Raw genomic sequence first — 25,528 nt, 5'->3', positions numbered from 1 at the left:
CTGTTAACACTTCTTTCGTCCATCTTTGCGCCGGTTCCGCGTACCCCTCGCCTTCTGCTCCTTCTTCAATCGTTCCTTTTCTGCGGCTGGAGTATTTGGGTCTTTAAGGCGCCGTTCGATTTCGTCATCGGACACGCCGACGAGTCCATTATCGCGAATATTTTGCCTACCACCTTTTGAAAACGTCACCGAATCAAGCCAATCGGCGGCCGAACCCAGCACAAAGCCAATACCTCCACCAACCGCGGCACCTGCACCAATTTCCGCCGGAGTTGCGAGAATATTCAATCCTCCAGTCGCGGCATCTACTACCACGGAGCCAGCCGCTGTAAGCCCACCGCCAACGAATGCGCCACCAATCGCCCACGAATCGGCGTAATTTAGTCCAAACGGATCAACCGAGCTGAGCGAATTCCCCCCCGCATATGCGTAGGTGTTGATGCCACCCTGTAGCCCGATGGGGTCAGATTGAATGTACCGCCCCACCGCCGCATCGTAATACCGGTTCCAGTTCTGCCACAGCCCCGTCTCCGCGTCGTAGTACTGCCCTGGGAAGCCGATATTCATCCCGCCGATGGCATCGACGACGACGCTGCGATCAAAAGCCGCGTTGTTGGCCCGCCAGACCACGTTGCCTGACGATCCGGTCAGCACTTCCGGCCGGCCGAGGTGATCGTTGTGACTCGCGTAGAACTGGCCGTCGCGCGAGATCCCCAGCAGCTCGCCTGCCGCCCAGAGGTAGATCGTCGTCTGCGGTCCGATCTCGGCGAGCAGCTCGCCGCCGGGTCCGTAGAAGTAGCGCGTCTGCCCCGCCGCGCTGGTCTTCATGACGCGCTGGTTCATGCCGTTGTTCAGGTACTGCCCGATCGTCACGCCACTGATCGTCGCGCTGTTGAGACGGTTGAACGCGTCATAGCCGTAGCCGCGGCTCCCATCCCAACGCGACTCGCTGGAGAGGTTGCCCACCGCGTCGTACGAGAAATTCCGCCAGTTAGCGCCGCCCACGCTCATCAGGCGATTGCTGTCTGAGGCCAGGCCGTAGCTGGTCGACGCACCCGCCCGAATCAGCAGGGTCCTGTTATCGACGTTGTCCACCGCGATGGTCTGGTCGTCGCCGGACTTGCCGACCGACGTCAGCCGATCATTGGCGTCGTAGCCGAACGCGCTCGTCTGCGCCGAATACACCGAGTCGGTGATCTGCGAGATGTTCTCTCCGAGATGGCCGTAGCCGAGGTTGTGCACCCCCGGGCTCTCCAGGCGCTGCAGCAACCCATCGGCGTCCCACGTCTCCATGCGCGGCAGACCGTTCCCGAATCGCCAGGCATAGGGGCGGTCCGTCGCCGGTTGATAGAGGAAGTTGCTCGCCACCGTCGACCACGGCACCGTCGGCGTCCCCAGCACTGCGCTGAGCCGTCCGTAGGCGTCGTACTGGTAGCTCACGCTCACGCCCGTCGGATACGTCATGCCGGTAACGCGACCGGCGTTGTCATAGCTGTAGGACGTCGAGTAGGTCTGACCCGCGATCGTCACGGTCTGCGTGGCGAGCTGGCCATCCGCGTTGTAGGCGAAGCTCGTCTGGCCGGACAGGTCGTTCATCTGCGTCAGATGGCCCTTGCCGTTGGCGCCGCCGTCGTAGGTGAACGATTCGACCTGCCCGCCCGACGACCGACTCGTCATGCGGCCGATCGCATCCCAGCCGTAGGTCCAGACCTGACCGTTGGCACGCGACTCGCTGGCGAGTCGTCCCGCGCTGTCGTAGGCATAGCTCGTCACGCCCGTGTCCGGGCTGGTCAACGACACGCGCTGGCCCAGCCCGTTGTAGCCGTAGCGCGTCGTCAACCCGCGCGGATCCTGCACGGTCTGCAGGTTGCCGGCCGGGTCGTAGCCCAATTGGGTGATCCCCGAATCCGGCGCCGTGATGCGCGTGACACGGTCTACGGCGTCGTACGCCATGGACGTCGTGTGCCCCGAGCTCGTGCTCGTCAGCAGGTTGCCGTTGTTGTCGTAGCTGAAGGTCTGCCGCGCGTTGACGCCGTCGCTCCAGAGCGTCGTGAGCGTGCGCCCAAGACTGTCGTACTGCGCCGCCGTGGCGAAGCTCCCCGTTCCGCCGACCACTGGTGTCCCGCCGCTGGACGCCGGCGTGTTGCGCGCGGAGCTCGTCGAGCTCGACAACGGCGGCACCGCCACTGCCGTGTGCACGTATTCGCCGCGCACGTTGCCGACGTCGGAAAGGCGCATCGAGGCCGTGTACCGCCACCGCTGCGCCGAGCCGTCCGGATAGCTGGCATCCGTCATCAGCCGATCGGCGTTGTAGGCGTAGGTCGTCGTGCGGGCGACGCCGTTGATGGTCGTCGTGGACGTGCTGACGTTGCTCTTGGCGTCGTAGACGAGGTCGGTCGCGACCCCGTTGGCATCGACGACGTGGGACGGAAGCCCGCGTCCGTTGTAGCCCGAGTAGCTCCACTGCCGCCCCACCGGATCGGTGACCGACGTGAGGTTGCCCGCGGCGTCGAAGAGCCAAGTGGTCGTGGCGCTGCCGCCCGGCAGGGTCTGCGTCACCGTCTTGCTCGTCAGCACCGCGGACGCGGCGTACGTGTAGCCGAAGGTCGTCGTTCGCGTGCCGCCGTTGACGAGGTCCGTGGTCACGATCGTCTGCACGTTGTTCAGCGCATTGCCCGTCGTGAAGTAGGTGTAGTCGACCCGGTACAGCGACGCGCCGTTCGCGTCCTTGAAGAGCGAGCTCGCGAGCAGGTCGCCGTTCCAGGTGTTGACCTGCGTGCTCGCCGAACTGGTGCCGATCGCCGTCGTGAGCTGCAGCAGCTTGCCGGCGGCGTCGTAGCTGTAGTCGTCCTTGTTCCCGTTCCAGTCGAGCGTGTAGTCCGTCCAGCCGTTGGCGTCGTAGACCGTAGTCGCGGAAGCGGCCGGGCACGACGAGGTCGGCTGGCGCGAGACCGAGGTCAGCTTCTTCCCGCCCTGCAGCGACGCGAAGGTGTAGATCGTGGCCTGCCCGCGCGCGTCGGTGAGCGTCGTGGTGTTGGTGCCGTAGCTGAAGCTGTCGCGTTCCTCGTCGCCGGTCAACCCGCTGAACTGCACGCGCTTGTCCGCGTAGTAGCCGTAGGTGCTGTACCGCACGCCGTTGATGGCGATGCCGGTCAGCAGCTTGGCATCGATCGCGCCGGCTTCGTAGAAGTAGGTCCGGACGTCCGGTGCGCCGCTCGGCGCGGTGACCGTCGCCAACATGCCCTGCGCGTCGTAGCCGTAGGTCCAGATGTTGCCGTCCTGGTCTTTGGCCTGAGTGACCGCGCTGGCAGCGTTGTAGGTGAAGTCGATGTAATGCCCGGCGGCATTGGCGATGCGCGACGGCGAGGTCGAGCCCGCGAACGGGTAGGTGTAGGTCACCAGTGGCGAGCTGCCGCGGGTGGTGATGCTGCGGATCGTGTAGGTGTTGTTGTAGAAATAGCTGACGCCATCCATATTGATGACGAACGACCAATCACGCGGCACGATCGTGAGCTTGCCCATCGCCGACGAGCCGCTCACGTGATAGACCATGTTGTTGGTCGGATCGGGCGTGAACGTGTAGCTCGCGCCATCGGGCCGAGTGAAGCGGATCGAACTCGGGACGCACTTGCCCGGGTAGTCGGAATTCGTGTTGCAGGCGCCCAGCGGCGTCAGCGGCGCGTAGTCGTAGCTCGATGTCCACTTCGGACCGAACATGCCCGGCGTGCTGGAGAAGCTGCGATAGGTGCGGCTCAAGCCCAGTCCGTAGGACCCGTTGGCGACGATGTCCTGCTCGACCTTGAACTTTTCGCCGGTGGCGATCATCACCGGGTTGGTGGTCTGCGGCGTGGTGCACGGATCGTCCGTGCCACCATTCGCTCCCGCCGGCTTCTCCTTGTTGCTCTTGAGCGGAGAGCCAGCGTCACCGCCGAGTGGCGGCACGTTCCGGATCAGCCCCTGATCAACCGACGTGTACTTGATGTAGCCGATCGACTTCCCCGAGATGTCCCATTTCGGCAGGGTGATGATGTTCGTGCCGTCATCCCACTTCGGATGTGGCTTGCCGTCGTCGTCCTGAGCATGGGCGACGCCATGCACCCCGGCCGCCAACAAGACGACCAGTCCAATCGCTGATTTCACGCTCTCTCCCTGATGCGCGTTTTTGTGTGGGAGACGCTATCAGCGGGTCTTCGGGCACTCCTCCTGGGATACCCGCAAGACCTGACACGGCGCATTCAACAATCGCTCGCGTCGTAACGGGAACTTCATTCGCGCTGGGCGTGCGCCCGATCCGTCGCGGCCGTTCAGCGGAACAACTGTCCGTTCAACACGATCCGCACTGTCCTCACGAACAGCACCGCCAACGCCACGCTCAACGCGCCGAGCAGCGCGATCGCCAGCCCCTGGAGCGGCAGTCCGCCCGCGTGATGCGCGTACTTCAGCGCCGCGCTCGCCAGCGCCGCGATCGGGAAGCTGATCCCCCACCAGGCTGGTGAGAACGCGATGCTCGGGCGGAACACCTTCGGCGCGATCACGAGGAACAGGAACAGCCCGAAGTAGAAGAGCACTGCCGCGAACCGATCGACGCCACCGACGATGTTGGTGTACGCGAGGAAGCCCACCTCGAACGGCGCGACCAGCATCATCAACGACGGCGTCACCCCCGGCGCCAGCGGATCGCGGTGGACGAGGCGGCTCACGATCATCACGAACAGCACCGGCGCCAGCATGGCGCCGAGCGCGCCGGCGATCAGGTTCATCTCCGGCGCCCACGCCATGGGCATGTCGCGGCCCGTGACCGCGATGTCGAGCGTCGCCACGCCGGAAAGCAGCCACGCGGGCATGACGAGCGCGGACTCCAGCTGGCCCTTCAGCAGCCGCGAGACCGCGATGAACGCGAGCGTGAACGCACCCAGCCCGCCGAGCGTCCACAGCGCATGGGCCGTCGTCGCGCTGTAGGGCTCGATCAGCGACGACAGCAGCAGCAGCGAGATCGCGATCGTGCCGAAGAAGTTGCCGCCCACCGGGTGGTGGAACTCCGCGCGCACGGCGTCCGGATGCTTCGCCAGCTTCGCCAGATAAGCCGCTGCCATCACCACGAACACGGCGACCGCGAGCGCGCCGACCGCCTCGCCGATGAACGCGGGCACGTCGAGGTTGCGGTGCGCGAGGCGCCAGGCCAGCGCCAGGCCGGACAAGCCCATCACGGACGCGAAGAGGTTCACCGGCAGGTGACGGATCGAGGCGCCGGCGTGAGCGGAAGACGCCGACGGGCCCGGCAGGCTCGGCGTCACGGACATGGGCGGGGACATGGGCGGGGGCATGGGAGGCGAGGCGTGCATGGCGGGCGTCCTTGGCTGAATTTGCGTGTGCTGTTATTTTCTGCCAAGCTCCCTGGGACGTGCCCATCCACGGCACGGCGTTTCCTGCCAATCACCGGGCATTCACCGCCATGCGCATCGCCATCCTCGCCTTCCCCCGCTTCCAGCTGCTCGACGTCGCCGGACCTGCCGATGTCTTCGCGGAAGCGTCCCAGCAGCTCGACGATGCCAAGGCGTATCAGGTGAGCGTCATCAGCACGGACGCGGGCCTGCTCCGCAGCAGCAGCGGACTGCGCATGGCGGTCGACGCGACGGTGGCGACGCATCGCGGGCGCATCGATACGCTGCTCGTCGCGGGCAGCCCCCGGCGCGACGACATGGCGATCGACGAGGACCTGCGGCGTTGGCTGCAACGCCAGGCACGCACGGCGCGTCGCTACGGCTCGGTGTGCACAGGCGCCTTTGCGCTGGCCTCCGCAGGCCTCCTGGACGGCAAACGCGTGGCAACGCACTGGAACTCGTCCGACCGTCTCGCGGCCGAGCATCCGGACGCCTGCGTCGAGCCCGACGCGATCTACGTGAAGGACGGGAATCTCTTCACTTCGGCGGGCGTGACCGCGGGCATGGACCTGGCGCTCGCGATGGTCGAGGACGACCACGGACGAGAGCTCGCACTGCGCGTCGCGCGCCAGCTGGTGATGTTCCTGAAGCGCCCCGGTGGACAGAGCCAGTTCAGCGCCCATCTGGCCGCGCAGACGGCGGAGCGCTCCGACGTGAGCACGATCCAGGACTACGTGCTCGCCCATCTGCGCGCGGACCTGTCCATCCCGGCGCTCGCGCGCCGCGCGGGCATGAGCGAGCGCACCTTCGCGCGCGTGTTCCGCAGCGAGACGGGCACGACACCCGCGGAGTTCGTCGAGAACGCCCGCATCGATGCCGCGCGCCGCATGGCGGAGGACTCAGACCTGCCGGCGAAGCGCCTGGCCGACGCGGTCGGCTACGCGAACGTGGACGGCTTCCGGCGGGCGTTCAGCCGAAGGCTGGGGTTGAGCCTGGTCGAGTACCGCAAGCGCTTCGCCTAGGCCCGCTGGGCGCGTTGGCGTGTCTACTCCCTGGCCGGTGGCTGCGGCGCCAGATATCCCGCCAGCAGGAACAGCGCTCCCATGCCGAGCAGGCTGCCGACGATGCCCATCGGCGAGAGGGCCAGGCTGCCCAGCGACAGCAGCAGCTTCACCGCCGAGCCCGCCAGGACGACGGCCGAGACCTGCCACGCCAGGCGACGACCGCTGCGCGTGCTCAGGAACAGGAAGCCCACGCCGACGGCGGCCAACGCCACCGGCAGCAGGTAGCTGTTCCACGCGAGCTCGAACGCGAGTTGCGGCGGATCCGTGAGGCCACGGACGACGACGTAGCCCATCGCCACGCCCGCCGCCAAAGCGGCGACGCTGCGGACCTGCGCGGGCACGCCCTCGCCGAGCTTCCACCAGGTGACCAGCGCGGCATAGAACGACGCTGCCGCCATCACCCATTCCAGACTGTTCGTGCCGACATGGGGCCAAGCCGCCAGCACCAGCGGGACCGGCGATCCCAGCAGCGCCGCGTGCGCCACGCTGTAGGGCGTGACGTAGAACGCCTTGGCCGCCGGCGCATCGACCCTCAGTCCAAGCAGCACATGCGCGAAGGCGGCGGTACCCGCGACCGCGAGCAAGGCGATCAGCGCCCAACTGCTGTTGAAGATGAAGGCCACGAGCGCCGGCAGCAGATGCGCCTGCCAGAGCAGCGCCTTCGCGCGCTCGGCCGCGCCGGGGCTGAGCGTCCTGCGCAACGACCTCAACGCCACCACCGCGCCGAAGACCACCGGCGTCACCAGTGCGCCGAGCGTCAGACTTCGCGGCGCTTCCCGCGCCACCGTCAGCGTGAGCAGCCATCCCAGCGCCAGGACGGTCGCGTAGATCGTCGGCACGATTCCGACGCCAGCGTTCTTCGAATCCTCCGCATGCTTCGCGGAGGACACGTGCATCGCATCACCGGCTTCGTCCGACACGACCGACGCGACCGACGCGACCGACGATCGGCCCAGCACATGCGCCAGCGCGGTCGCTCCGAGCATGATCAGGGTGAACACGGGCAGGAGGCGGAAATCGAGCCCGGCATACCGGTACGAGAACGCCGCGGCGGCCGAGACCGTCACAGCCGCAGCGAGCGCCGCGTCCACCGCCCTGCCCTCGCGCTGCATGCGCAGGGACATGGCAAGACCTGCCACCAGCAGCAGCGCGATCGGCCACAGCGCCGGCACGTCCATCACGGCGACAGCGCCCACGACGAAGAGCACGCGCGCCAGCACGCGCCGGATGACGGACTGCGCGCGCGTCGTCAGCATCAGGATGGCGCCTTCGGCGAACAGACCGAAGCTCGCGACCGAACGCGCGAGGTCGCCCTGCACCAGTCCGGCGGCGACACTCAGCGCGCTCAGCACCCAGGCGGTCTCGCGCAGCGCCTGCTGCCGGAACACCCTGAGCCCGATGAAGGCGAGAACCGCCGCCGTGACGAAAGCGACGACCATGAAGGGGGTCGGCGCCAGCAGCCAGCTCTCCAGCGCGATGAACACGACGGTGGTCGTCGAGAAGCAGGCGCTCAGGATCGGGATCTCGCGCGCCGGTGGCGAGGACACATCGCCGCTCGCCAACGCGGCGGGACTGTGTCGCTGCGCCCAGGCCAGGGCCCAGCCGGCGAACTGCGCGACGTAGGCCAGCAGCAGCGCCTGCTGCTGCCATGCGGGCAGCGCGGGCTCGTGGTTCGCGCCTGCATAGGCCAGCGAGGCCAGGCCCGTCGCGCAAACATGCGCGTGGATGCCGATTTCCTGCCAGCGGCGCGACAGGCTCACCCACAGTGCGAAGGCCGTGACGATGAGGCCATAGCCGAGGTTGAAGAGCAGCCCGGCGTGGCCGTACATCGCCAGCAGCGGCGCCGCGTAGGCGCCCAGGAAGCCGACGCCGGCCAGGACCTTGGCGTCCTCCTTCAGTGCGCGATACACGAGCACGCCGGAGATCGCGGTGAAGAGCACCAGCGAGATCGTGGGCGAGATCACCTCGTAGCCCGAAGCGCCGACGTAGGTCGCGAGGAAGCCGATGGCCGCCGCCCCGCCCTGCACGACCTGACCCCACAACCCGTTGCGCGCGCTCAGCTTGATGCCGGCGAAGCCCAGCGCGGCCGCAGCGACCCAGCCCAACGACACCTTGGCCAGCGGCGAGAGCAGATGGCCCCGCTCGATGGAGCGGAACAGCACGACGAAGCCCAGCAGCAGCAGGACGATGCCAGCGACCGCGAAGAGGTTCTTGCGCAGCAGGTCGAAGAAGGCGACCTGCCACTGCGGAGGGGAGGACGGAGTCGGCGCGGCGCGCGGTACCGCTGGCGCGCGTACTGTCGTCGGCGCGGGCACTGGCGCGGCGAGCACGGCGGGCGTGATGGGTAGCGGCGCGGCGGGCAGCGGCGTGACGGGACCCGGAACAGCGGCGGCGGGAAGCGGAGCAATCGGCTCAAGCGTTGCTGGCACCGGCACCGGCACCGGCACCGGTTGTGGCTGCGGCTGCCGTGCCGCCTCGGCGGACGCGGGCTGCGGTCGCACCGCGTCCTTCGCTGCGAGTTGCTCTTCCAGGAACCGGACGCGCCGCTTCACGTTGGTGAGCTGCCACCACAGATAGCCCAGGGCGGCGAGCAGGCAGAAAGCTTCGAAGGTGTCCATGTCGCGCGCGGCCGGAGCAGGTCGGGAGAAGGCCCGCAGTGTCTTTCAGGGGCGCGCCGCGTCAATGGACGAAAGTCCTGGGGTATCGCGAGGCGGTACCGGCCGGCTCTCTAGAAGAACCCGAACGAGATCGTGGCCTTCAGTTGGAACAGTGAGGCGATGACGGATTCATCCAGGTAGCCCTCTTGCGAATCCTCCGACGTTCGAGCCGGCAGATCAACGTGGAATTCGAGGAACTCCGGCTGCACCTGCTCTCTGAGCTGCCTGATCCGATCGCCCCCTCCGAGCAGGGCCAGCAGCGCGGGCAGCATGTCGTTCAGTTCGTCATCACTGGTGAAGTCCATTGAGAACCTCGCGTACGACCGGCTCAGCAATGTGCTGACGCCCGGTTTCACCGGCTCTCCCCGATTCCCGCATGACGCCGCCCCGCCGACGAGGCGGACCACATCCTCGGCCTTCATGTCAAAGCCTCGGAAGATCAACGTCACGGACTTCTTGCGACTGGTCACTGAATTCATGGGGTCCTCTCCCTGTGCCCTGGCATCACCGGCAGGTTGGCGACTCCACCTCGTAGCCGAGCCAGAGGTACAGATGCGAGCCCTGTCCCCGCAGCGTTGCCGCCAGTGCGGCGATCTGCGGTCGGGCCAGCAGGCAGCGGGAGCCGCCCACGGCGCCCTCGCGCAGCACGACCGGTGCAAGCGCCTTCAGCGCCTCGGGATCCATCACGGACTCGATCAACGCGAATCCGTCGGCCTCGAAATCGACGTCGACATTCATGCGGCGCATTCTGCGACAAGCCTGCAGGTGCCCGCAGGCACCGTCCGCGGCTGTGGAGGCCCCAACGACAACGGGGAACCGAGCCCTCAAGCCCGATCCCCCGTCTGACCGTTTGCGCGCTCGCGCGCGCTCAGCCGTCTCAGCGCGCCGACTCGATCCGCTGCGCGTTCAAGCCATCCGACACGATGAACTCGAAGCGGCCGCCGGCCGGCAGTTCATGCGTGTCCAGCGTCGCTTCGCCGCCCTGCAGGTCCTGCGCCAGGTTCAGGCGGCGGGTGCCGTCCGTCCAGGTCACGCTCAGGAACGGCGCGGACTCCGCGTCCCAGCGCAGCGTGGCCTTGCCGCCGGCTTCCTTCACCGTCACCTGCGCGCGGCTGCCGCCGGCCGCCAGCGACTTCGCACGGGCGTTGGTCACCTTCGCCTGGGCCTGCGCCAGCGTCACGCCGTCCTTGATCACGCTGATGCTGGCGATGTTGTCGACCTTGGGCACCAGCACGCTGAAGTGCTGGTTGTCGCCGTCATGGTCCAGCGCCATCGCCGTGAAAGCCTGGTCCTGGATCTGGCCGCCCGTCGTCTGCACGCGCAGCACGTACGGGCCGGACGCCGCGTCAGGCTTGGCGAACAGCGCCTTCACCGGGTTGATCTCGACCTGACGGCCGTTGATGCTGCCGCTCACCAGCAGCACGTCCTGCGCCACCGCCTTGGCCTCCGCCGCCTGCGCCTTGGCCGTGTCGGCCGGCGTCAGGAAGGTCTGCATGATGCGGTAGTTGTAGTCCGAGAACACCGTGCCGCCGCAGTAGCTCATGATGTCGTGGCGGTCCGTCGGGCGCGGGTCGTAGAACGTGTTCGTGTCCGACAGGTAGCTCCAGATGTAGCGACCCGGCTTGCCCAGGTTGGCGTCCGGGTACGGGTACTTCGGATCCGGCGATCCGGCGCCGCCGCAGGCCGCGTGCGGCAGCGAGAAGTTGTGGCCCAGCTCGTGCGCGACGACGTCGCGCACCGTGTCCGGATTGCTCGGCATGTCGAAGCCGACCGCCGAGTTGCCCGGCACGTAGCCCAGACCCGCCAGGCCCCAGGTGCGCTTCGGGATGAAGCCGAAGTAGTAGTCGTGACGGGCCGCGCCCTCGATGCGGTGCAGGTCGGCGAGCTCGCCCAGGATCTTGCCGAAGGCGTCGCTCCACTGCGCGTCGGTGCTCGGCAGCGTGGTGACCTTGCTCGACACGAAGGCCGGGTGCGATTGCAACGTGACCGTCGACACCGGGAACAGCGCGCGCAGATGCGCGCTCTGGTCCGTCGGCAACTGACCCGTCGTGCCGGCGATGCGCACCGGGATCGGCACGAAACGCATCGGCGTGCCGCCGCCCACGCGCGGCGTGAAGCTCTGCGCCGCGGCGCCGGCGACGGTCACCGTCACCTTCAGGCCGTTCTTCACCAGCTCGGCCGGCACGGTGACGGTGTAGGCGTCGTCGAAGGACTGGGTGTCCGACACCGTCGTGGGCAGCCCGCGGCGCGGTGCCGCCAGCACCAGGTCGCGGCTGCTGCCGTCGACGGTGTTGTCGACACGCACGAGGCCTGTCGGCGCGGCGGTGCCGGCCGGCGCGGTCACGTTGACCTTCAGCAGCGCCGGCTTGTTGGCGACCAGCACCAGCTGGTTGTCCGTGCTGCCGTAGAGCATGGACTGCGCGAATTGCACGGAGGCCAGCGTCACGTTCGACGCCACCACCTTCGTGACGCGCATCGACGAGACCGCGTCGTTGAGGCTGACCGCGGTCAGGTTGGCGTTGTCCGCCGTCAGCGTCACCGAGCGGCCGCCGAAGTTGATGTCGGCGAAGAGCTCGACCTTGAAGCCCGCGGGCACGCGGATGGACGAGATGCGGTCGTTCCAGGTCGGGCCGATCCAGCTCGTCGTGGTGCTGCGGCACAGGCCGGCGCCGGCGTAGTTGGCGTTCTCGTAGAAGCAGACCTGCGGATCGGCCGCCGCCGTGACGGCGCCCGCGGACGCGGTGCCGCCGCCGTTCTGCTGAGCCGCGGACACCAGGGCGCCGGCGCCATCGCTGCCGCCCCCGCAGCCGACGAGCACGCCGGCCAGGGCGAGCGACAGGGCCAGCGGATGCAGGCGGAGAGCGCCGTCCTGGCGCGCGGTGGTGATCGTCATGGAATCCGTCCTTTGGAGGTAGGCGGCGGATTATTCGGAGCGCCCTGCGCACGCCGTGCAACGGGTCGCGCCGATTGGTAAGCGGGCGCAAGCAGGTTTCCAGCGTTTCGCGCTTTACAAGGCGGACACGGGCCCGCACGAGCGTGGAACGGCGCAACGCCTCGTTGCACTCGATACGGAACGCGCGTCGCCGATTCAGGGACAACCATGAAAGCGATTTCACGAAACGCCACAGAATCGCCGGCGATCGACCGAGGCCGCGCGGAGGTCGCGCAAGCCCGGCCGGTCCTTCAACCCCAAGGGAGCTTGCGATGACACTGTCCGAATCGTTCCGCCGTCCTGTCCTCACCGGCCTGCTGGCCGCGCTCGCCTTGTGCGGCGTCGCGTCCAGCGCCCTCGCCCAGACCAAGGTGGTCGGCTACATCCCGGGCTGGAAGGGCCTGCGCGCCGTGGCCGACCGCACCGACCTGACCAAGCTCACCCACGTGAACCTCGCCTTCGCGAATCCGTCGGGCAGCGGCGCCTTCCTCAGCAACGGCAATCCGACCTGCATGGACGCCTCCGCCGCCGACATCCAGTACGTCGTGCAGAAGGCCCACGCGGCCGGCGCGAAGGTGCTGATCTCGGTGGCCGGCGGCGCGATCCCCGGCTGCTCCGGCAACTGGCAGACGCTGCTGCAGCCGGGCAACCGCGCGGCCACGGTCAACGGCCTGGCGCAGTTCGTGAACACCTTCGGGCTGGACGGCGCGGACATCGACATCGAAGGCGGCGTGCTGACCGCCATCGACCGCGCCGGCAACTACACGCCCTTCATCCAGGCCTTGCGCGCCGCGCTGCCCGGCAAGCTGATCACCGCGGCCACGGCCACCTACGAGGGCGGGATGATCCCGGTCTCCTCGATCCCGCACTTCGACTTCGTGACCATCATGTCCTACGACAACGTGGGACCGAGCTGGGGCCAGGTCGGCACGGAGCACTCGTCGTATTCGCTCGCGCAGAAGGACGTCGCGACCTGGCAGTCGCGCGGTCTTCCCAAGGAAAAGCTGGTGCTGGGCGTGCCGTTCTACGGCTACGGCTTCAACGGCTACGCGTCGGACTACGGCTTCAACGACATCGTCAACCAGTTCGGCGCGGCGGCGGCGCAGAAAGACCTGGTCGGCACGCTGTGCGCCAGCTGCGGCTACATCACCTACAACGGCATCCCGACGATCAAGGCCAAGACACGGCTGGCGCTGCAGCAGGGCTCGGGCGTGATGATCTGGGAGCTGTCGCAGGACGGCACCGGCGCCAACAGCCTGCTGAGCGCGATCCGCGCCGAGATCGGCGGCACCACGCCGCCGACGACGAGCCGCCTGATCGAGGCCGAGAGCTTCACCAGCCAGAGCGGCGTGCAGACCGAGGCCTGCAGCGAAGGCGGCAGCAACGTCGGCTGGATCGACACCGGCGACTGGATGGCCTACGCCAACGTCAACTTCCCGACCAGCGGCAGCTATCGCGTCGAGTACCGCGTCGCCAGCCCGAGCGGCGCACGGCTCTCGCTGGACCTGAACGCCGGCAGCATCCAGCTCGGCCAAGTCGCGATCCCGGCCACCGGCGGCTGGCAGAACTGGACCACGGTGTCGCACACCGTGAACGTCAACGCCGGCACCTATGCGCTCGGCGTCTACGCGCCGGCCAGCGGCTGGAACCTGAACTGGGTGCGGATCACGAAGCTGTGAGCGCGCGCTGACAGACCGCCGGGATGACTCCCTCTCCCGCTTGCGGGAGAGGGAGTAAGAGTGCCGCGTCGCGCGCGCATCAGCGCCGCATCAGGAATCCCGGCCGTTGTAGTGCGTGACCGGGATGCTTTCCAGCTCGATGCCTTCGAGGCAGCGGACGTTGATCGCCGCCATCGCGTTGCCCTTCGGGTCCGTGCCCTCGGCATACGGGTGGATCCCGCAGACCGCGCAGAAGCGGTGCTTGATCGCGTGCTTGTTGAAGAGGTAGGTGGCGGCCGCCGACTCGTCGGTCTTCAAGCGGAACTGCGCACGCGGCACGAACCACAGCAGCGAGCCCTTGCGCTGGCACATCGAGCAGTTGCACGACATCGCGCCGTCGATCTCGCCGTCCACCTCGTAAGCCACGCGGCCGCAGTGGCAGCTTCCCTGGTAGGTCGTCATGCCGTCTCCAAATCTTTTCCTGGATCTTGAAGCGGCCGACCTTACCTCAGCGCCGCGTCACTTGAGCATCAGCTCGACGTCCTGTCCCGGATCCCCGCAGCCGTCCAGGCGCAGGCGCAGGAAGTCGAGGTCCAGGTGGAGATGCTCGACCAGCTCGGGCACCGCGGTCGTGAGCGCGTCGATGCGGTCGACGTCCTGGTCGCAGGCGTCGGCGACCACCTCGGCCAGGTGCAGGATCGCGGCGAGCATCGAGAACGGCCGCACGTCCAGCGGCGCGTTCGTGTCCTTGAAGGCCTCGACCAGATCCGCCGGGAAGTGCCAGTGCGCCGCGAGCGCCGCCGTCACGTCGGCATGCGTGCAGCCGAAGCGGTGCGACTCCAGCGAGAAGCGGCTGCCGGGCTCGCCCGCGTGGGCTTCGACGTCGGCGACCTGGTCGGGCTCGCTCATCGCCATCATCAGCTGGCCCGTGCGCAGCATCAGGCCCGCGAGGTAGGCGGCGTCCGCGTCGCCCTGCAGCAGCTTGGCCAGCAGCCGCGCATGCCCGGCCGTGCGCACGCTGTGCCGCCAGAAGCGCTGGCGGTCGAGGCCCTTCACGTCGGGGAAGGTGCCGGACAAGCTGGCCGCCATCGCGAGGTTGCGCAGCGTCTCCAGCCCCAGCGCCATCGCCGCGTCCTGCAGCGTGCTGATCGTGTGCGACGGGCTGTAGCGCGCCGAGTTGGCCAGGCGCAGCACCTTGGCCGCGAGCGTCGAGTCCTTGCCGATCAGCTCGGCGATCTGCCCGAGCGAGACGCCGTCGTCGTCCAGGCTGCGCAGCAGCTTGCGTCCGACCTCGGGCATCACGGGGAGGCTGGCGTGCCCCCCGAGGAAACGTTCCGCGCTGGAACCGGCAGTGGTCACGGCAGTCAGGGGGGTCACGCTGGCGATCGTCACATTGGCCTCCTCGGGACGTAACGACAAGTGTGGCAGCGAGTCTAAGCCGCTCAGCGACCGCGCGCCAGCGCCAGCAACTCGACCCGGTCCAGCAGCCCGATGCGGTAGCCCTGGACCGCCAGCACGCCCCGATCGGCGAGCTGCCGCAGCGTGCGCGACAGCGTCTCCGGCGAGATCGACAGCTGCGCCGCCACGTCGCGCTTGCGCTCGCTGAACTGCACCTCTCCGGCGGCGCCGGCCTGCGCCAGCAGCCAGGCGGCCACGCGGCCGGTGGCGTCCTTCATCGTCAGGCCGCGGATCGCGTCCTGCGCGTCCCGCAGCTGCGTGGCGACCGCCCGCACCAGCGCCTCCAGCACCAGCGGCTGCGAGCGCAGCCACATCGCCGCGACAGACATCGGCCAGACCATCACCACCGCCGACGCGGAGACGACGCTGACGTCCTCCTCGTAGCGGCCCTCGAGCCAGGCGGTGTGCAGGTCCAGCCACAGCGGGCCGGTCAGCGGCGCGCGCGCGGCGACCTTGCCCTCGCACAGCGCCAGCATGGCCACCGCGGCATCGCCGCGGCGGATCGCCAGCTCGCCGGCCTTGCAGCGGCGCAGCTGCGTCATGGCGGCCAGCGCGGACCAGCTCTCGCCATCCAGCAGCAGGTCGCCCAGCAACACGCGCCAGGGGATCGGATGGCCAGGCCCGGGAACGAGTCCGGCGCCGGCAGGGGGAAAAGCAACATCGCTGGGGTCAGCGGATCCGTCGGGATCAGACGTCAGATGGGCGATCACGGGCACTCTCGGAAACCGGAAATGCCGGACTGTCCTCGCCCTGAACGGAAATTGCCTTGAGGCGCGTCAACATCCGTTCAATTTCCCCCGTCGATTCGCTCGATGGGGGGAGATCTGTGAAACGCCTCAGCGGATCAGCAGCGCGCGGAAGTCGTTGACGTTGGTCTGCGTCGGCCCGGTGATCAGCAGATCGCCCAGGGCCTCGAACAGCGCGTAGCCGTTGTTGGCCGCCAGCAGGTCCGCCGGTTTCAGGCCGAGCGCGCGGGCGCGCTCCAGGGTGCTGGGGCTGAGGAAGGCCCCCGCGTTGTCCTCGACGCCGTCGATGCCGTCGGTGTCCGCGGCCAGGCCCCAGACCTCCGGCTGCCCGTCCAGCGCGATCGCGCAGCCGAGCACGAACTCGCCGGCGCGTCCGCCGCGTCCCGGCTGCGGCACCAGCGTCACCGTCGTCTCGCCGCCGGACAGGATCAGGCAGGGCTTGGCGAAGGGCTCGCCGTGTCGCGCGGCCGAGCGCGCCAGCGCCGCATGCACGCGGCCGACCTCGCGCGACTCGCCTTCGATCTCGTCGGAGAGCACATGCGCGGTGATGCCGAGCGCGCGGGCCGCTTCGGCGGCCGCCAGCAGGCTCTGGCGCGGCGCGGCGATGATGCGCTGCTCATGACCGTCGAAGCAGGGATCGCCGGGCTTGGGCGTCTCCCACTCGCCGCGTTCCAGTGCGTCGACGGCGAGCTGCGGCAGCGCGATGCGGTAGCGGCGGCAGATCGCCAGCGCCTCGGCGCAGGTGCTCGCGTCGGGCACCGTCGGGCCGGAGGCGATCACCTGCGGATCGTCGCCCGGCACGTCGGAGATCATCAGCGTCAGCACCTTGGCCGGCGCGCAGGCGGCGGCCAGCCGCCCGCCCTTGATCCCGCTGAGGTGCTTGCGCACGCAGTTCATCTCGACGATGTTGGCGCCGCTGGCCAGCAGCGCGCGGTTGACCGCCTGCTTGTCGGCCAGCGTCAGCCCCGGCGCCGGCAGCGGCATCAGCGCCGAGCCGCCGCCCGAGATCAGGCAGATCACCTGATCGTCGACGGTGGGGTTGAAGTCGCGCACCTTCTGCATCATCCGGGCCGCGGCGCGCTCGCCGGCGGCGTCGGGCACCGGGTGCGCGGCCTCGACCATCTCGATGCGGCGCGGCCGGTAGTCCGGCGGAATGTGGCCGTAACGCGTGATCACCAGCCCGGTCATGGGCGCGCTCGCCGGCCAGGCGGCCTCGAACGCCTGCGCCATCGATCCGCCGCCCTTGCCCGCGCCGATCACCAGCGTCCGGCCCTTCGGCGGCGGCGGCAGGTGGCTGGCGAGGATCTTGCCCGGCAACGCCCGATCCACCGCCACGCGGTAGAGATGCTTGAGCAGCGCGCGGGGATCCGCGAGCAGGGCCTCAGCCGCCGGCGATCCGGCGACTGGCGAGTCCGGACCGGGCGAACCGAGGCTGGACGTCGGGGAGGCCGAGGCGGCCGGGGAAGCGGCCGGGGAAGCGGAATCGTCGTGGGGCTGGCTCATGACCGGCGATTGTGGAGACCTGTCCCCTCAGCCGGCGTCCGTAGTGCTACCGACCTCGTGGTTGGCCAGCACTTCCAGCGCCCGCACCAGCGCCGAGTGGTCGAGCTGGTCCCAGCCCTGCGCCGCGGCGGCCTGCATCAGCTGGGCGGTGTTGGCCGTGTTGGGCAACGCCACGCTCATCGCCTTGGCGCTCTGCAGCGCGAGGTTCAGGTCCTTCTGGTGCAGCGCGATCCGGAAGCCCGGGTTGAAGGTGCGCTTGATCATGCGCTCGCCGTGCACCTCGAGGATGCGGCTGGAGGCGAAGCCGCCCATCAGCGCCTCGCGCACCTTGGCCGGATCGGCGCCGGCCCTGGACGCGAAGACCAGCGCCTCGCTCACGGCGGCGATGTTCAGCGCCACGATGATCTGGTTGGCGACCTTGGTGACCTGGCCCGCGCTCGCGCCGCCGACCAGCGTGATGTTCTTGCCCATCAGCTCGAACAGCGGTTTGATGCGCGCGAAAGTGGCTTCCTTGCCGCCGACCATGATCGACAGCGTGCCGGCCTTGGCGCCGACCTCGCCGCCGGAGACCGGCGCGTCCAGCCACTCGGCGCCGAGCGCCTCGATGCGCTGCGCGAAGTCCTTGGTCGCGATCGGCGAGATCGAGCTCATGTCCACGACCGTCTTGCCCGCGCCCTTGCCGCCGGCGAACGCGGCGGCGATGCCGCCTTCGCCGAACAGCACGCGTTCGACGTCCGGCGTGTCCGGGACCATCGTGAAGATCACCTCGGCCTGCTGCGCGACTTCCGTGGCGCTGTCGCAGACGGTGACACCGACGGCGGCGACGTCCTCACGGACTTTGGAACGGGTGTGGACGAACAGCTGATGTCCGCCTTGCGCGAGACGCACCGCCATGGGCGCGCCCATGATGCCCAGGCCGATGAAACCGATCTTGATGCTCATTGCCATTGCTCCTGAATCAATCCTTGAACTTGTCACGCAGGCCCTGCGTCGCGGCGCGGAAGACCCCGAGGTCGCTGCCGACGGCGACGAAGGTCGCGCCCTGCTCGATATAGCGGCGCGCGTCGGCCTCGACCGGCGCCAGGATGCCGACGGGCTTGCCGGCCGCCTTGCAGGCGGCGTAGATCGTCGCCATCGCCGCCTGCACGTCGGGGTGCTGCGGGTTGCCCAGGTGGCCGTAGCCGGCCGCCAGGTCGGACGGGCCGATGAACACGGCGTCCACGCCCGCCACCGCCGCGATGTCCGCGACCGCGGCCACGCCCGCCGGGCTCTCGATCTGGACGATCACGGCGATCTGCTCGTTGATGCCCTGGAAGTAGCCCGGCACCGTGCCATAGCGGTTGTTGCGCTGCGAGACCGACACGCCGCGGATGCCCTGCGGCGGATAACGCGTCGCGGCGACGGCGCGCGCCGCCTCCTCGGCCGTCTCGACGAAGGGGATCAGCAGGTTGGAGAAGCCCGCGTCGAGCAGGCGCTTGATCTCGACGGCGTTGTTGCTGCTCGGCCGCACGACCGGCGCGCTGACGCTGTCCTTCAATGCCATCAGCTGCGGCACGAAGCTGCTGACCTCGTTGGGCGAATGCTCGCCGTCCAGCAGCAGCCAGTCGAAACCGGCCACGCCCAGCACCTCGGTGCTGATCGGACTGGCGAGCGAGCACCAGCAGCCGATCAGGCGTTCGCCCGCGATCAGGCGTTGCCGCAGCGTGTTGGGGAAGGCGGAGTAAGGCGTGGTCGGCGTCGGCATGGCAGGGATCCTCGGGTCGAGATCAAACGGGATCAATCGAGCGGCAATCGAGCAGAAATCGATGCATCAGTCGCGGCTCGATCGCGGGTCGATCGCGGGTCAGTCGAGCTTGAGTCCGCTCTTGCTCACGACACCCGCCCACTTCTTGCGCTCGGCGTTGAAGAAGGTATCCATCTCGGTCGGGTTCATCGTGCTGACCTCGGCGCCCTGCGCGGCCAGACGCGCGCGGACTTCCGGCGAGCGGATGATGCTGATCAGCGCGGCCGACAGCTTGTCGATGTTGGCCTTGGGCATGTTGGCCGGGGCCAGGATGCCTTGCCAGGTGCCGGACTCGAAGCCGGTGGCGCCCTGCTCGGCCAGCGTCGGCACGTTGGGCAGCAGCGGCACGCGGGTCGCCTTGCTGACGCCGATGACCTTGAGCTTGTTCTGCTGCACGAAGGGCAGCGTCGCGAGCATGCCGTTCATCAGCACCTGCGTCTGGCCGGCGATGGTGTCGGTGACGGCCTGCGAGCCACCCTTGTACGGGATGTATTCCCACTTGGCGCCGGTCAGGTTGGCGACCTGGAAGCCGGCCAGGTGCGGCGCGCTGCCCATCGCGGTGACGGCGAAGTCGATCTTGGACTTCTTGGACAGCTCGACCAGTTCCTTCAGGTTGTTGGCCGGCACCGACGGATGGACGACCAGCATGTGCGGCGAGTAGGCCAGCATCGCCACGCCCTTCAGGTCCTTGGACGGGTCGAAGGCGAGCTTGGTGTACAGCGACGGGCTGATGGCCAGCGCGCTGACGTCGCACAGCATGATGGTGTAGCCGTCGTTGGCCTTGGCGGTCTGGTCGGCGCCCATGTTGCCGCTGGCGCCGGGCTTGTTCTCGACGATGACGGTCTGCTTGAGCGCTTCGCCGAGCATCGGCGAAATGATGCGGGCGATGATGTCCGAGGAGCCGCCCGGCGTGTACGGGACGATGATCTTCAGCGGCTTGCTGGGCCAGGCGGCCTGCGCGAAGGCGCTCGGGGCCACACCTGCCACCGCGGCGACGGCGGCTGCGGCGATCAGCGCGCGGCGGGTGATGGGGGACGTCTTCTTGTGTTCGTGCATGTCTCTCTCCGGGTGTCGTTCGGGGGGATCGTTCAGCGGACCATGCAGGGCCGCTTGGGATCGAACTTCCAGTTGGGGATCAGGTGCTGCATGGCGATGGCGTCGTCGCGCGCGCCCAGGCCGTGCTGCAGGTAGAGCTGGTGGGCGGCGTCGACGGCCTTCATGTCGAGCGTGACGCCCAGGCCGGGCGCGGTCGGCACGGCGACTTCGCCGTCCACGATCCGCAGCGGCTTCTCGGTCAGGAACTGGCCGTCCTGCCAGATCCAGTGCGTGTCGATCGCGGTGAGGCGCCCCGGCGCGGCGGCGGCGGCATGCGTGAACATCGCCAGCGACACGTCGAAGTGGTTGTTGGAATGCGAGCCCCAGGTCAGGCCGAAGTCGCGGCAGGTCTGCGCGACGCGGACCGCGCCGGACATGGTCCAGAAGTGCGGATCGGCCAGCGGGATGTCGACCGACTGCAGGCTCAGCGCGTGGGTGAACTGGCGCCAGTCGGTGGCGACCATGTTGGTGGCCGTCGGCAGGCCGGTGGCGCGGCGGAACTCGGCCATCACCTCGCGGCCGGAGAAGCCTTCCTCGGCGCCGCAGGGATCCTCGGCATAGGCGAGCACGCCGCCCAGGTCGCGCAGCAGGCGGATCGCGTCCTTCAACAGCCAGCCGCCGTTGGGATCGAGCGTGACGCGCGCCTCGGGGAAGCGCGCCTTCAGCGCCTGGATGGCCTCGACCTCTTCCTCGCCGCGCAGCACGCCGCCCTTGAGCTTGAAGTCCTTGAAGCCGTAACGCGCCTGCGCGGCGGCGGCCTGCTCGACGATGGTCTCCGGCGTCATCGCGACGTGGTGGCGGACCTTCAGCCAGGCGTCGGCGGCGGCATCGCTGCCGGCCTCGTCCTCGGGGGTCTTGTAGGCCAGGCCCGTCTTCGTGCGGTCGCCGACGAAGAACAGGTAGCCCAGCATCGCGACGCTGTCGCGCTGCTTGCCTTCGCCGAGCAGCTCGCAGACCGGCACGCCGAGGTGCTGGCCCAGCAGGTCCAGCAGCGCGCATTCGACGGCGGTGAGCACGTGGATCGTGGTCCGCAGGTCGAAGGTCTGCAGGCCGCGGCCGCCGCTGTCGAGGCCATTGAACTTCTCGCGGACCTGCGCCAGCAGCGCGTTCCACTTCGCGACCGGCTGGCCGACGAGCAGCTCGCCGGCCTGTTCGAGCGTCTTGCGGATGGGCTCGCCGCCGGGGATCTCGGCGATGCCGACATGGCCGGCGTCGTCCTCGAGGATCAGCAGGTTGCGGGTGAAGAACGGCGCGTGGGCGCCGCTCAGGTTCATGAGCATGCCGTCGCGGCCGGCGACCGGGATCGCGCGGGCGGAGGTGACGATGGGACTGCTTGCGCTCACGCGGAACTCCTGGTCGGTCTGCGGGGATCGGACGACACGATCCGACAATGGGATCAATCGGCGGTGATCTTGCGGGTCTCGATGACCTGCTTCCAGCGCGCGAACTCGGTCTTCTGGAAGGCCTGCGCCTGGTCGGGCGTGTTGGCGACGGTCTCGATGCCGATGTCGGAGAACTTCTGCTTCACCGACGGGTCGTGCAGCGCGGCGACGATGTCCTTCTGCAGCTGCGCGCGCGACGGCGGGCGGCAGGCCCCGGGGCGCGGCCACGCCTTGCCAGGAGTAGACGTCCGCGCCCTTGATGCCGGACTCGGACAGCGTGGGCACGTTGGGCAGCACGGCGGAGCGCTTGTCGCCGGTCACGGCCAGCGCGCGCAGCTTGCCGCCGATGATGTGCGGCAGCACCGCGTTGATGTTCTGGAAGGACGCGTCGACCTGGGCGCCCAGCAGATCGCTGATCGCCGGCGCGCCGCCCTTGTAGGGGACGTGGAGGCCGTTGGTGCCGGTCTGCAGCCAGAACAGCTCGGCGGTCAGATGGTCGGAGGAGCCGTTGCCCGACGAGGCGAAGCTCATCTTGCCCGGGTCCTTCTTGAGCGTGTCGACGACGTCCTTGACGCTCTTCAGCGGCGAGGCGGCGGGCACGACCAGCACGTTGGGCGCCTGGATGGCGACGGTCAGCAGGTCGATGTCCTTGAGGGCGTCGTACTGGACGGCCTTGAGCAGATGCGGCGCGATCACGAACGGCCCGAGCGAGGACACGAGCAGCGTGTAGCCGTCGGGCGCGGCGCGCCTGACCTGCGAGGTGCCGAGGGTGCCCGTGGCGCCGGGGCGGTTGTCGACGATGACGGTCTGGCCCCACTTCTTCTGCAGCTCGGCGCCCATGGCGCGGGCCAGCATGTCGGTGGAACCGCCGGCGGGGAACGGCACGACGATGGTCACCGGTCGATCGGGGAAGCCGCTGGCGTGGGCCAGGCCGGCCGCGAAGGTGGAGAGGACGGCGGCGCCGAGGGCGGCTCCGGCTTTGACGGCCAGGCGGCGGGTCAGAACGGTCATGGTTTGTCTCCGGGGAAGGAACCGTGGAAACCGCTCTTGGTGCGACACCGGGACTCAACCCGTCGACGATTTGGCGGTCTTGTTGTCAGTCATCATACAAGTTGAGTCGAGCGGATGACAAGGCGGCATCAATCGCTCATCGATGAGGGAAAACACGCAGAACTACCGATTGCAGTAGGACAGCAACCCATAAAAACTATGGGAAGAACGCAACACCGCTTTCGCGCCGCCACCTCGGACGCGTCTAGGATTAAACCCATAAAAATTATGGGGAGCAATCAGGCGCGAAGGCACGACTGACGTGACGTTCAAGAAGCAGACTCGGGACCAGCTGGAGCGACATATCCGTCAGACCGCAGGAGATGTCCACAACATCGTCATCACTGGACATGCGTTTTCAAGGATGCGTCAGCGCGGCGTGTTGGCGCGCGAGGTGTTCGCATGTCTTCAGACGGGTCGCATCGACCTGCCGCCGGAAGAGGACATGAAGACCGGTCGGTTGATCTGCCGCATGCAACGGTATGGGACCGCGCGGAACCTGGCGGTTTGCGTCGGTCTGGACGACGACGACCCCAAGCTGCTGGTCATCACGGTGATCGTTTAGAGGAATCCGACCATGTATCAATACCGGGAATGCGGACTCGACAATGTCTGGCTCGAGAACGGCTACGAGGTGGTGGACACCCCGTACGGAAAAGGCGTGTCCGTGAAGGCCGCCGACAAGCTTCTTGACCAGATCGCCGTTCACCTCGTGCGCAAGCCGTCGCGCCTGACGGGCAAGGAGTTCCGCTTCCTGCGCGTGGAGCTCGGCCTCTCCCAAGCCGCCCTCGCCAAGGTGCAGGGCGTCAGCGAGCAGAACATCAGCCTCTGGGAACGTCGGGGCAAGGTGCCCAAGGCGAACGACACCGTGCTGCGCATGTGCTACGTCGCGCATGCGGCAGGCGACGACCTCGTGAAGTCGGCGCTCGACCGCATCATGACCGTCGAGCGCCTCGTCCATCAGAAGATCGTCGCCACCGCCGGCCGGGCGGGCTGGCGGTTCAAGGTCGAGGAAACGGAACAGGGAACGAGCGAGGCGGCTGTCGAAGCCTGACCCCAGGGCTTGCTGGGACCCGCTCAGCGCTTGTCCTGCAACGCCAACGCCGCGCGCCGGCGACGTTCGCGGCTGTTGGCCAGGTGCGTCCGCATGGCAGCGCGGGCGGCCTCGGTGTCGCGCGCGGCGATTGCGTCGAGGATGCTCTCGTGCTCCGCGTTCACGCGCAGCAGGTAGTCGCGCTGCGCCACGGGGTCTTCGTCGCCCGCGGCCGCCAGGCTCGCCAGGCGCGCGCGCGGGATGCTCGGCGCGCCCAGCGTCGCCATCAGCTGCTCGAAGTGCGGGTTGCCGGTCGCGCGGGCAATCTCGAGGTGGAACTGGAAGTCCGAGGCCACCGCGTCGCGGCCCGCCAGCGCCGCCTCCGCGAAGGCCGACAGCGCGGCCCGCATGTTCAGCAGGTGCGCGTCGGTGCGCCGCTGCGCGGCCAGCGCCGCCGCCTCGGTCTCGATGCCGATCCGCAGCTCCAGCACCGCGACGACATCGTGCAATGTCGCCATCTGCTCCGCGCCGATCCGGAACGGCCCGCCCTCCCCCAGCCCCAGGACGAAGGTCCCGATGCCGTGCCGGGTCTCGACCAGCCCCGCCGCCTGCATCTTCGAGATCGCCTCCCGGACCACCGTCCGGCTGACCTCGAACTCGGCCATGATCGCCGCCTCGGTCGGCAGCTTGTCGCCGTTGGCGAGCGCACCCGCACGGATCCGGTCCTCCAGCGCACGGACAAGTCCGAGTGCCAGCGATTTCGGGCGGGAACGGGTCAACGAAGCATTCATCACAGGGTCAGTTGTACGACAACATAGGCCTCAACGACAACCGCGTTATCGCGGTGTCGCGCCGATGCAGCGTGTCTTTCGAAAGGAGGCGACAGGACTCGCCCCCGGGAGCGGGGAAGCGAGAAGCGGGTTGGGATTGTCCCGGACCCGGCCGCGCTGAGTGCGTCAGGCGGCGTCCAGCGGGAACGCCGTGCAACCCAGGCGGGCCGAAATGTCCCGGCTGGCCGCCTGCAGCATCGCCACGACCTCAGGCGCCTTGGCGTCGTCGTAGCGGAAGGTCGGGAAGCTGACGCTCATGCCGGCGATCGGCTGACCCAGCCGGTCGAAGATCGGCACGCCCAGGCAGCGGATGTGATCGTCGAATTCCTCGCGGTCCTCGCCGAAGCCCTGGCGCTTCACCCGCTCGAGTTCGGCCTGGAAGGCCGCCGGCTCGGTGATGGTCTTGTCGCGGAAGCGCTGGAACTCAGCCCCCGCCAGCACGCGCGCCCGGCGCTCCGGATGCTCCCAGGCCATCAGCACCTTGCCGATCGCCGTGCAGTGCAAGGGCGCGCGCCGCCCGATGCGCGAGTACATGCCCAGCATGTGCTTCGAATCGACCTTGTGGACGTAGATGATCTCGCTGTCGATCAGCGTGCCCAGGTGCACCGTCTCGCCGGTGGCGTCGGCCAGCATCTGCATGTGGTGCTTGGACAGGTCGACCAGGTCCGGATACTGCAGCGCCCTCGCGCCGATCTCGAAGACCTTCATCGCCAGGCCGTAGCGCTCGCTGTCGGTCTCCTGGCGCACGTAGCCCAGCGTCTTCATCGTCTGCAGGAAACGGTAGACCGTCGCCTTGGGCATCGCCAGCCGCACGGACAGCTCCGAGATGCCGGTGTCGCTGCGTTCCGACAAGGCCTGCAGGATGGCAAAGACCTTGAGCACCGCGGCCACGGACTCGGGCTGCTGCTTGCCATCGTTCAGTTCGTCATCCATGCGCAAGGTGTTCTTGGAAAGGG

20 protein-coding genes and 1 pseudogene are annotated in these 25,528 nt (G+C 68.4%); 4 read left to right on the top strand and 17 right to left on the bottom strand.

Translation table 11 applies throughout. From position 1 onward, the window contains the following. Positions 1 to 3 precede the first annotated feature (3 nt). Entirely contained in the window at positions 4 to 4,140 is a 4,137-nt protein-coding gene (locus ACFJIX_RS14370) for an RHS repeat-associated core domain-containing protein (RefSeq protein WP_377161142.1), read from the bottom strand. Between the two features lie 164 nt (positions 4,141 to 4,304). Further along, entirely contained in the window at positions 4,305 to 5,312 is a 1,008-nt protein-coding gene (locus ACFJIX_RS14365) for an SLAC1 anion channel family protein (RefSeq protein WP_377161140.1), read from the bottom strand. Positions 5,313 to 5,452: 140 nt separating this feature from the next. Here ACFJIX_RS14365 and ACFJIX_RS14360 point away from each other — a divergent pair, with 140 nt between their 5' ends. After that, positions 5,453 to 6,403, top strand: a complete 951-nt coding sequence (locus tag ACFJIX_RS14360; RefSeq protein WP_377161138.1) for a GlxA family transcriptional regulator — start codon at positions 5,453 to 5,455, stop codon at positions 6,401 to 6,403. A 23-nt stretch (positions 6,404 to 6,426) separates the two neighbouring features. On the opposite strand, the gene ACFJIX_RS14355 is transcribed toward ACFJIX_RS14360, so the two are convergent. The 4 genes from ACFJIX_RS14355 to ACFJIX_RS14340 all read right to left on the bottom strand — a co-directional run bounded on the left by ACFJIX_RS14355 (position 6,427) and on the right by ACFJIX_RS14340 (position 11,995). Continuing rightward, positions 6,427 to 9,063 (bottom strand): DUF2339 domain-containing protein, encoded by a 2,637-nt coding sequence (locus tag ACFJIX_RS14355; protein ID WP_377161136.1) that lies wholly within the window; start codon positions 9,061 to 9,063, stop codon positions 6,427 to 6,429. Between the two features lie 110 nt (positions 9,064 to 9,173). Further along, on the bottom strand, positions 9,174 to 9,581 hold the full coding sequence (locus ACFJIX_RS14350) for a hypothetical protein (RefSeq protein ID WP_377161134.1): 408 nt from the start codon (positions 9,579 to 9,581) through the stop codon (positions 9,174 to 9,176). Positions 9,582 to 9,606: 25 nt separating this feature from the next. After that, complete coding sequence (locus ACFJIX_RS14345; protein WP_377161132.1) at positions 9,607 to 9,840, bottom strand: hypothetical protein; 234 nt, start codon at positions 9,838 to 9,840, stop codon at positions 9,607 to 9,609. Between the two features lie 139 nt (positions 9,841 to 9,979). Beyond that, positions 9,980 to 11,995, bottom strand: a complete 2,016-nt coding sequence (locus ACFJIX_RS14340) for a peptidase inhibitor family I36 protein (RefSeq protein WP_377161130.1) — start codon at positions 11,993 to 11,995, stop codon at positions 9,980 to 9,982. A gap of 311 nt (positions 11,996 to 12,306) precedes the next feature. On the opposite strand from ACFJIX_RS14340, the gene ACFJIX_RS14335 reads away from it, so the two are divergent. Continuing rightward, entirely contained in the window at positions 12,307 to 13,713 is a 1,407-nt protein-coding gene (locus tag ACFJIX_RS14335; RefSeq protein ID WP_377161128.1) for a carbohydrate-binding protein, read from the top strand. A 90-nt stretch (positions 13,714 to 13,803) separates the two neighbouring features. Here ACFJIX_RS14335 and ACFJIX_RS14330 read toward each other — a convergent pair whose 3' ends face one another. The 9 genes and pseudogenes from ACFJIX_RS14330 to ACFJIX_RS14290 all read right to left on the bottom strand — a co-directional run. After that, positions 13,804 to 14,154 (bottom strand): GFA family protein, encoded by a 351-nt coding sequence (locus tag ACFJIX_RS14330; RefSeq protein ID WP_377161126.1) that lies wholly within the window; start codon positions 14,152 to 14,154, stop codon positions 13,804 to 13,806. 57 nt (positions 14,155 to 14,211) lie between these two features. Beyond that, complete coding sequence (locus tag ACFJIX_RS14325; protein WP_377161124.1) at positions 14,212 to 15,051, bottom strand: HDOD domain-containing protein; 840 nt, start codon at positions 15,049 to 15,051, stop codon at positions 14,212 to 14,214. A gap of 83 nt (positions 15,052 to 15,134) precedes the next feature. Beyond that, entirely contained in the window at positions 15,135 to 15,746 is a 612-nt protein-coding gene (locus ACFJIX_RS14320) for a Crp/Fnr family transcriptional regulator (RefSeq protein ID WP_377161122.1), read from the bottom strand. Between the two features lie 240 nt (positions 15,747 to 15,986). Beyond that, complete coding sequence (locus tag ACFJIX_RS14315) at positions 15,987 to 17,399, bottom strand: glycerate kinase (protein ID WP_377161120.1); 1,413 nt, start codon at positions 17,397 to 17,399, stop codon at positions 15,987 to 15,989. Positions 17,400 to 17,426: 27 nt separating this feature from the next. Beyond that, positions 17,427 to 18,347, bottom strand: coding sequence for a 2-hydroxy-3-oxopropionate reductase (gene glxR, locus ACFJIX_RS14310; RefSeq protein WP_377161118.1), 921 nt, complete (start codon positions 18,345 to 18,347; stop codon positions 17,427 to 17,429). Positions 18,348 to 18,357: 10 nt separating this feature from the next. Next, positions 18,358 to 19,143, bottom strand: a complete 786-nt coding sequence (gene garL, locus ACFJIX_RS14305; protein ID WP_377161116.1) for a 2-dehydro-3-deoxyglucarate aldolase — start codon at positions 19,141 to 19,143, stop codon at positions 18,358 to 18,360. A 99-nt stretch (positions 19,144 to 19,242) separates the two neighbouring features. After that, a complete protein-coding gene (locus tag ACFJIX_RS14300; RefSeq protein WP_377161114.1) occupies positions 19,243 to 20,238 on the bottom strand; it encodes a Bug family tripartite tricarboxylate transporter substrate binding protein in 996 nt (331 codons plus the stop codon). Between the two features lie 32 nt (positions 20,239 to 20,270). Continuing rightward, positions 20,271 to 21,557 (bottom strand): enolase C-terminal domain-like protein, encoded by a 1,287-nt coding sequence (locus ACFJIX_RS14295; protein WP_377161780.1) that lies wholly within the window; start codon positions 21,555 to 21,557, stop codon positions 20,271 to 20,273. A gap of 327 nt (positions 21,558 to 21,884) precedes the next feature. Continuing rightward, positions 21,885 to 22,499, bottom strand: a pseudogene (locus tag ACFJIX_RS14290) (Bug family tripartite tricarboxylate transporter substrate binding protein); the annotation flags it as partial. A 472-nt stretch (positions 22,500 to 22,971) separates the two neighbouring features. Between ACFJIX_RS14290 and ACFJIX_RS14285 the strand changes: the two are divergent. Both ACFJIX_RS14285 and ACFJIX_RS14280 read left to right on the top strand, forming a co-directional pair. Continuing rightward, positions 22,972 to 23,274, top strand: coding sequence for a DUF4258 domain-containing protein (locus tag ACFJIX_RS14285; RefSeq protein ID WP_377161112.1), 303 nt, complete (start codon positions 22,972 to 22,974; stop codon positions 23,272 to 23,274). A 102-nt stretch (positions 23,275 to 23,376) separates the two neighbouring features. Beyond that, complete coding sequence (locus ACFJIX_RS14280) at positions 23,377 to 23,763, top strand: helix-turn-helix domain-containing protein (protein WP_377161110.1); 387 nt, start codon at positions 23,377 to 23,379, stop codon at positions 23,761 to 23,763. A gap of 23 nt (positions 23,764 to 23,786) precedes the next feature. On the opposite strand, the gene ACFJIX_RS14275 is transcribed toward ACFJIX_RS14280, so the two are convergent. Together ACFJIX_RS14275 and kdgR are read right to left on the bottom strand one after the other, a co-directional pair. Further along, the gene (locus tag ACFJIX_RS14275) at positions 23,787 to 24,533 is read right to left on the bottom strand and encodes a FadR/GntR family transcriptional regulator (protein WP_377161108.1); all 747 of its coding nucleotides are present in this window, start codon (positions 24,531 to 24,533) and stop codon (positions 23,787 to 23,789) included. Positions 24,534 to 24,698: 165 nt separating this feature from the next. After that, entirely contained in the window at positions 24,699 to 25,505 is an 807-nt protein-coding gene (gene kdgR / locus ACFJIX_RS14270) for a DNA-binding transcriptional regulator KdgR (protein ID WP_377161106.1), read from the bottom strand. Positions 25,506 to 25,528 lie beyond the last annotated feature (23 nt).

The sequence above is a fragment of the Roseateles sp. UC29_93 genome, assembly GCF_042695725.1.
In the GTDB taxonomy this organism is placed as follows: Bacteria; Pseudomonadota; Gammaproteobacteria; order Burkholderiales; family Burkholderiaceae_C; genus Roseateles; species Roseateles noduli_A.
The sequence above is the reverse complement of the archived record's forward strand: the minus strand, read 5'-3'. Positions and strand labels throughout refer to the sequence as shown.

Excerpts from the sequence above, each read along its gene's own strand:
- ACFJIX_RS14295 (WP_377161780.1), bottom strand. The coding sequence starts at position 21,557 with ATGCTCATGAACCTGAGCGGCGCCCACGCGCCGTTCTTCACCCGCAAC.
- ACFJIX_RS14350 (WP_377161134.1), bottom strand. The coding sequence starts at position 9,581 with ATGAATTCAGTGACCAGTCGCAAGAAGTCCGTGACGTTGATCTTCCGA.
- ACFJIX_RS14300 (WP_377161114.1), bottom strand. The coding sequence starts at position 20,238 with ATGCACGAACACAAGAAGACGTCCCCCATCACCCGCCGCGCGCTGATC.
- ACFJIX_RS14335 (WP_377161128.1), top strand. The coding sequence starts at position 12,307 with ATGACACTGTCCGAATCGTTCCGCCGTCCTGTCCTCACCGGCCTGCTG.
- ACFJIX_RS14365 (WP_377161140.1), bottom strand. The coding sequence starts at position 5,312 with ATGTCCCCGCCCATGTCCGTGACGCCGAGCCTGCCGGGCCCGTCGGCG.
- ACFJIX_RS14315 (WP_377161120.1), bottom strand. The coding sequence starts at position 17,399 with ATGAGCCAGCCCCACGACGATTCCGCTTCCCCGGCCGCTTCCCCGGCC.
- ACFJIX_RS14345 (WP_377161132.1), bottom strand. The coding sequence starts at position 9,840 with ATGAATGTCGACGTCGATTTCGAGGCCGACGGATTCGCGTTGATCGAG.
- ACFJIX_RS14330 (WP_377161126.1), bottom strand. The coding sequence starts at position 14,154 with ATGACGACCTACCAGGGAAGCTGCCACTGCGGCCGCGTGGCTTACGAG.
- ACFJIX_RS14275 (WP_377161108.1), bottom strand. The coding sequence starts at position 24,533 with ATGAATGCTTCGTTGACCCGTTCCCGCCCGAAATCGCTGGCACTCGGA.
- ACFJIX_RS14360 (WP_377161138.1), top strand. The coding sequence starts at position 5,453 with ATGCGCATCGCCATCCTCGCCTTCCCCCGCTTCCAGCTGCTCGACGTC.
- ACFJIX_RS14340 (WP_377161130.1), bottom strand. The coding sequence starts at position 11,995 with ATGACGATCACCACCGCGCGCCAGGACGGCGCTCTCCGCCTGCATCCG.
- glxR (WP_377161118.1), bottom strand. The coding sequence starts at position 18,347 with ATGGCAATGAGCATCAAGATCGGTTTCATCGGCCTGGGCATCATGGGC.
- ACFJIX_RS14355 (WP_377161136.1), bottom strand. The coding sequence starts at position 9,063 with ATGGACACCTTCGAAGCTTTCTGCCTGCTCGCCGCCCTGGGCTATCTG.
- garL (WP_377161116.1), bottom strand. The coding sequence starts at position 19,143 with ATGCCGACGCCGACCACGCCTTACTCCGCCTTCCCCAACACGCTGCGG.
- kdgR (WP_377161106.1), bottom strand. The coding sequence starts at position 25,505 with ATGGATGACGAACTGAACGATGGCAAGCAGCAGCCCGAGTCCGTGGCC.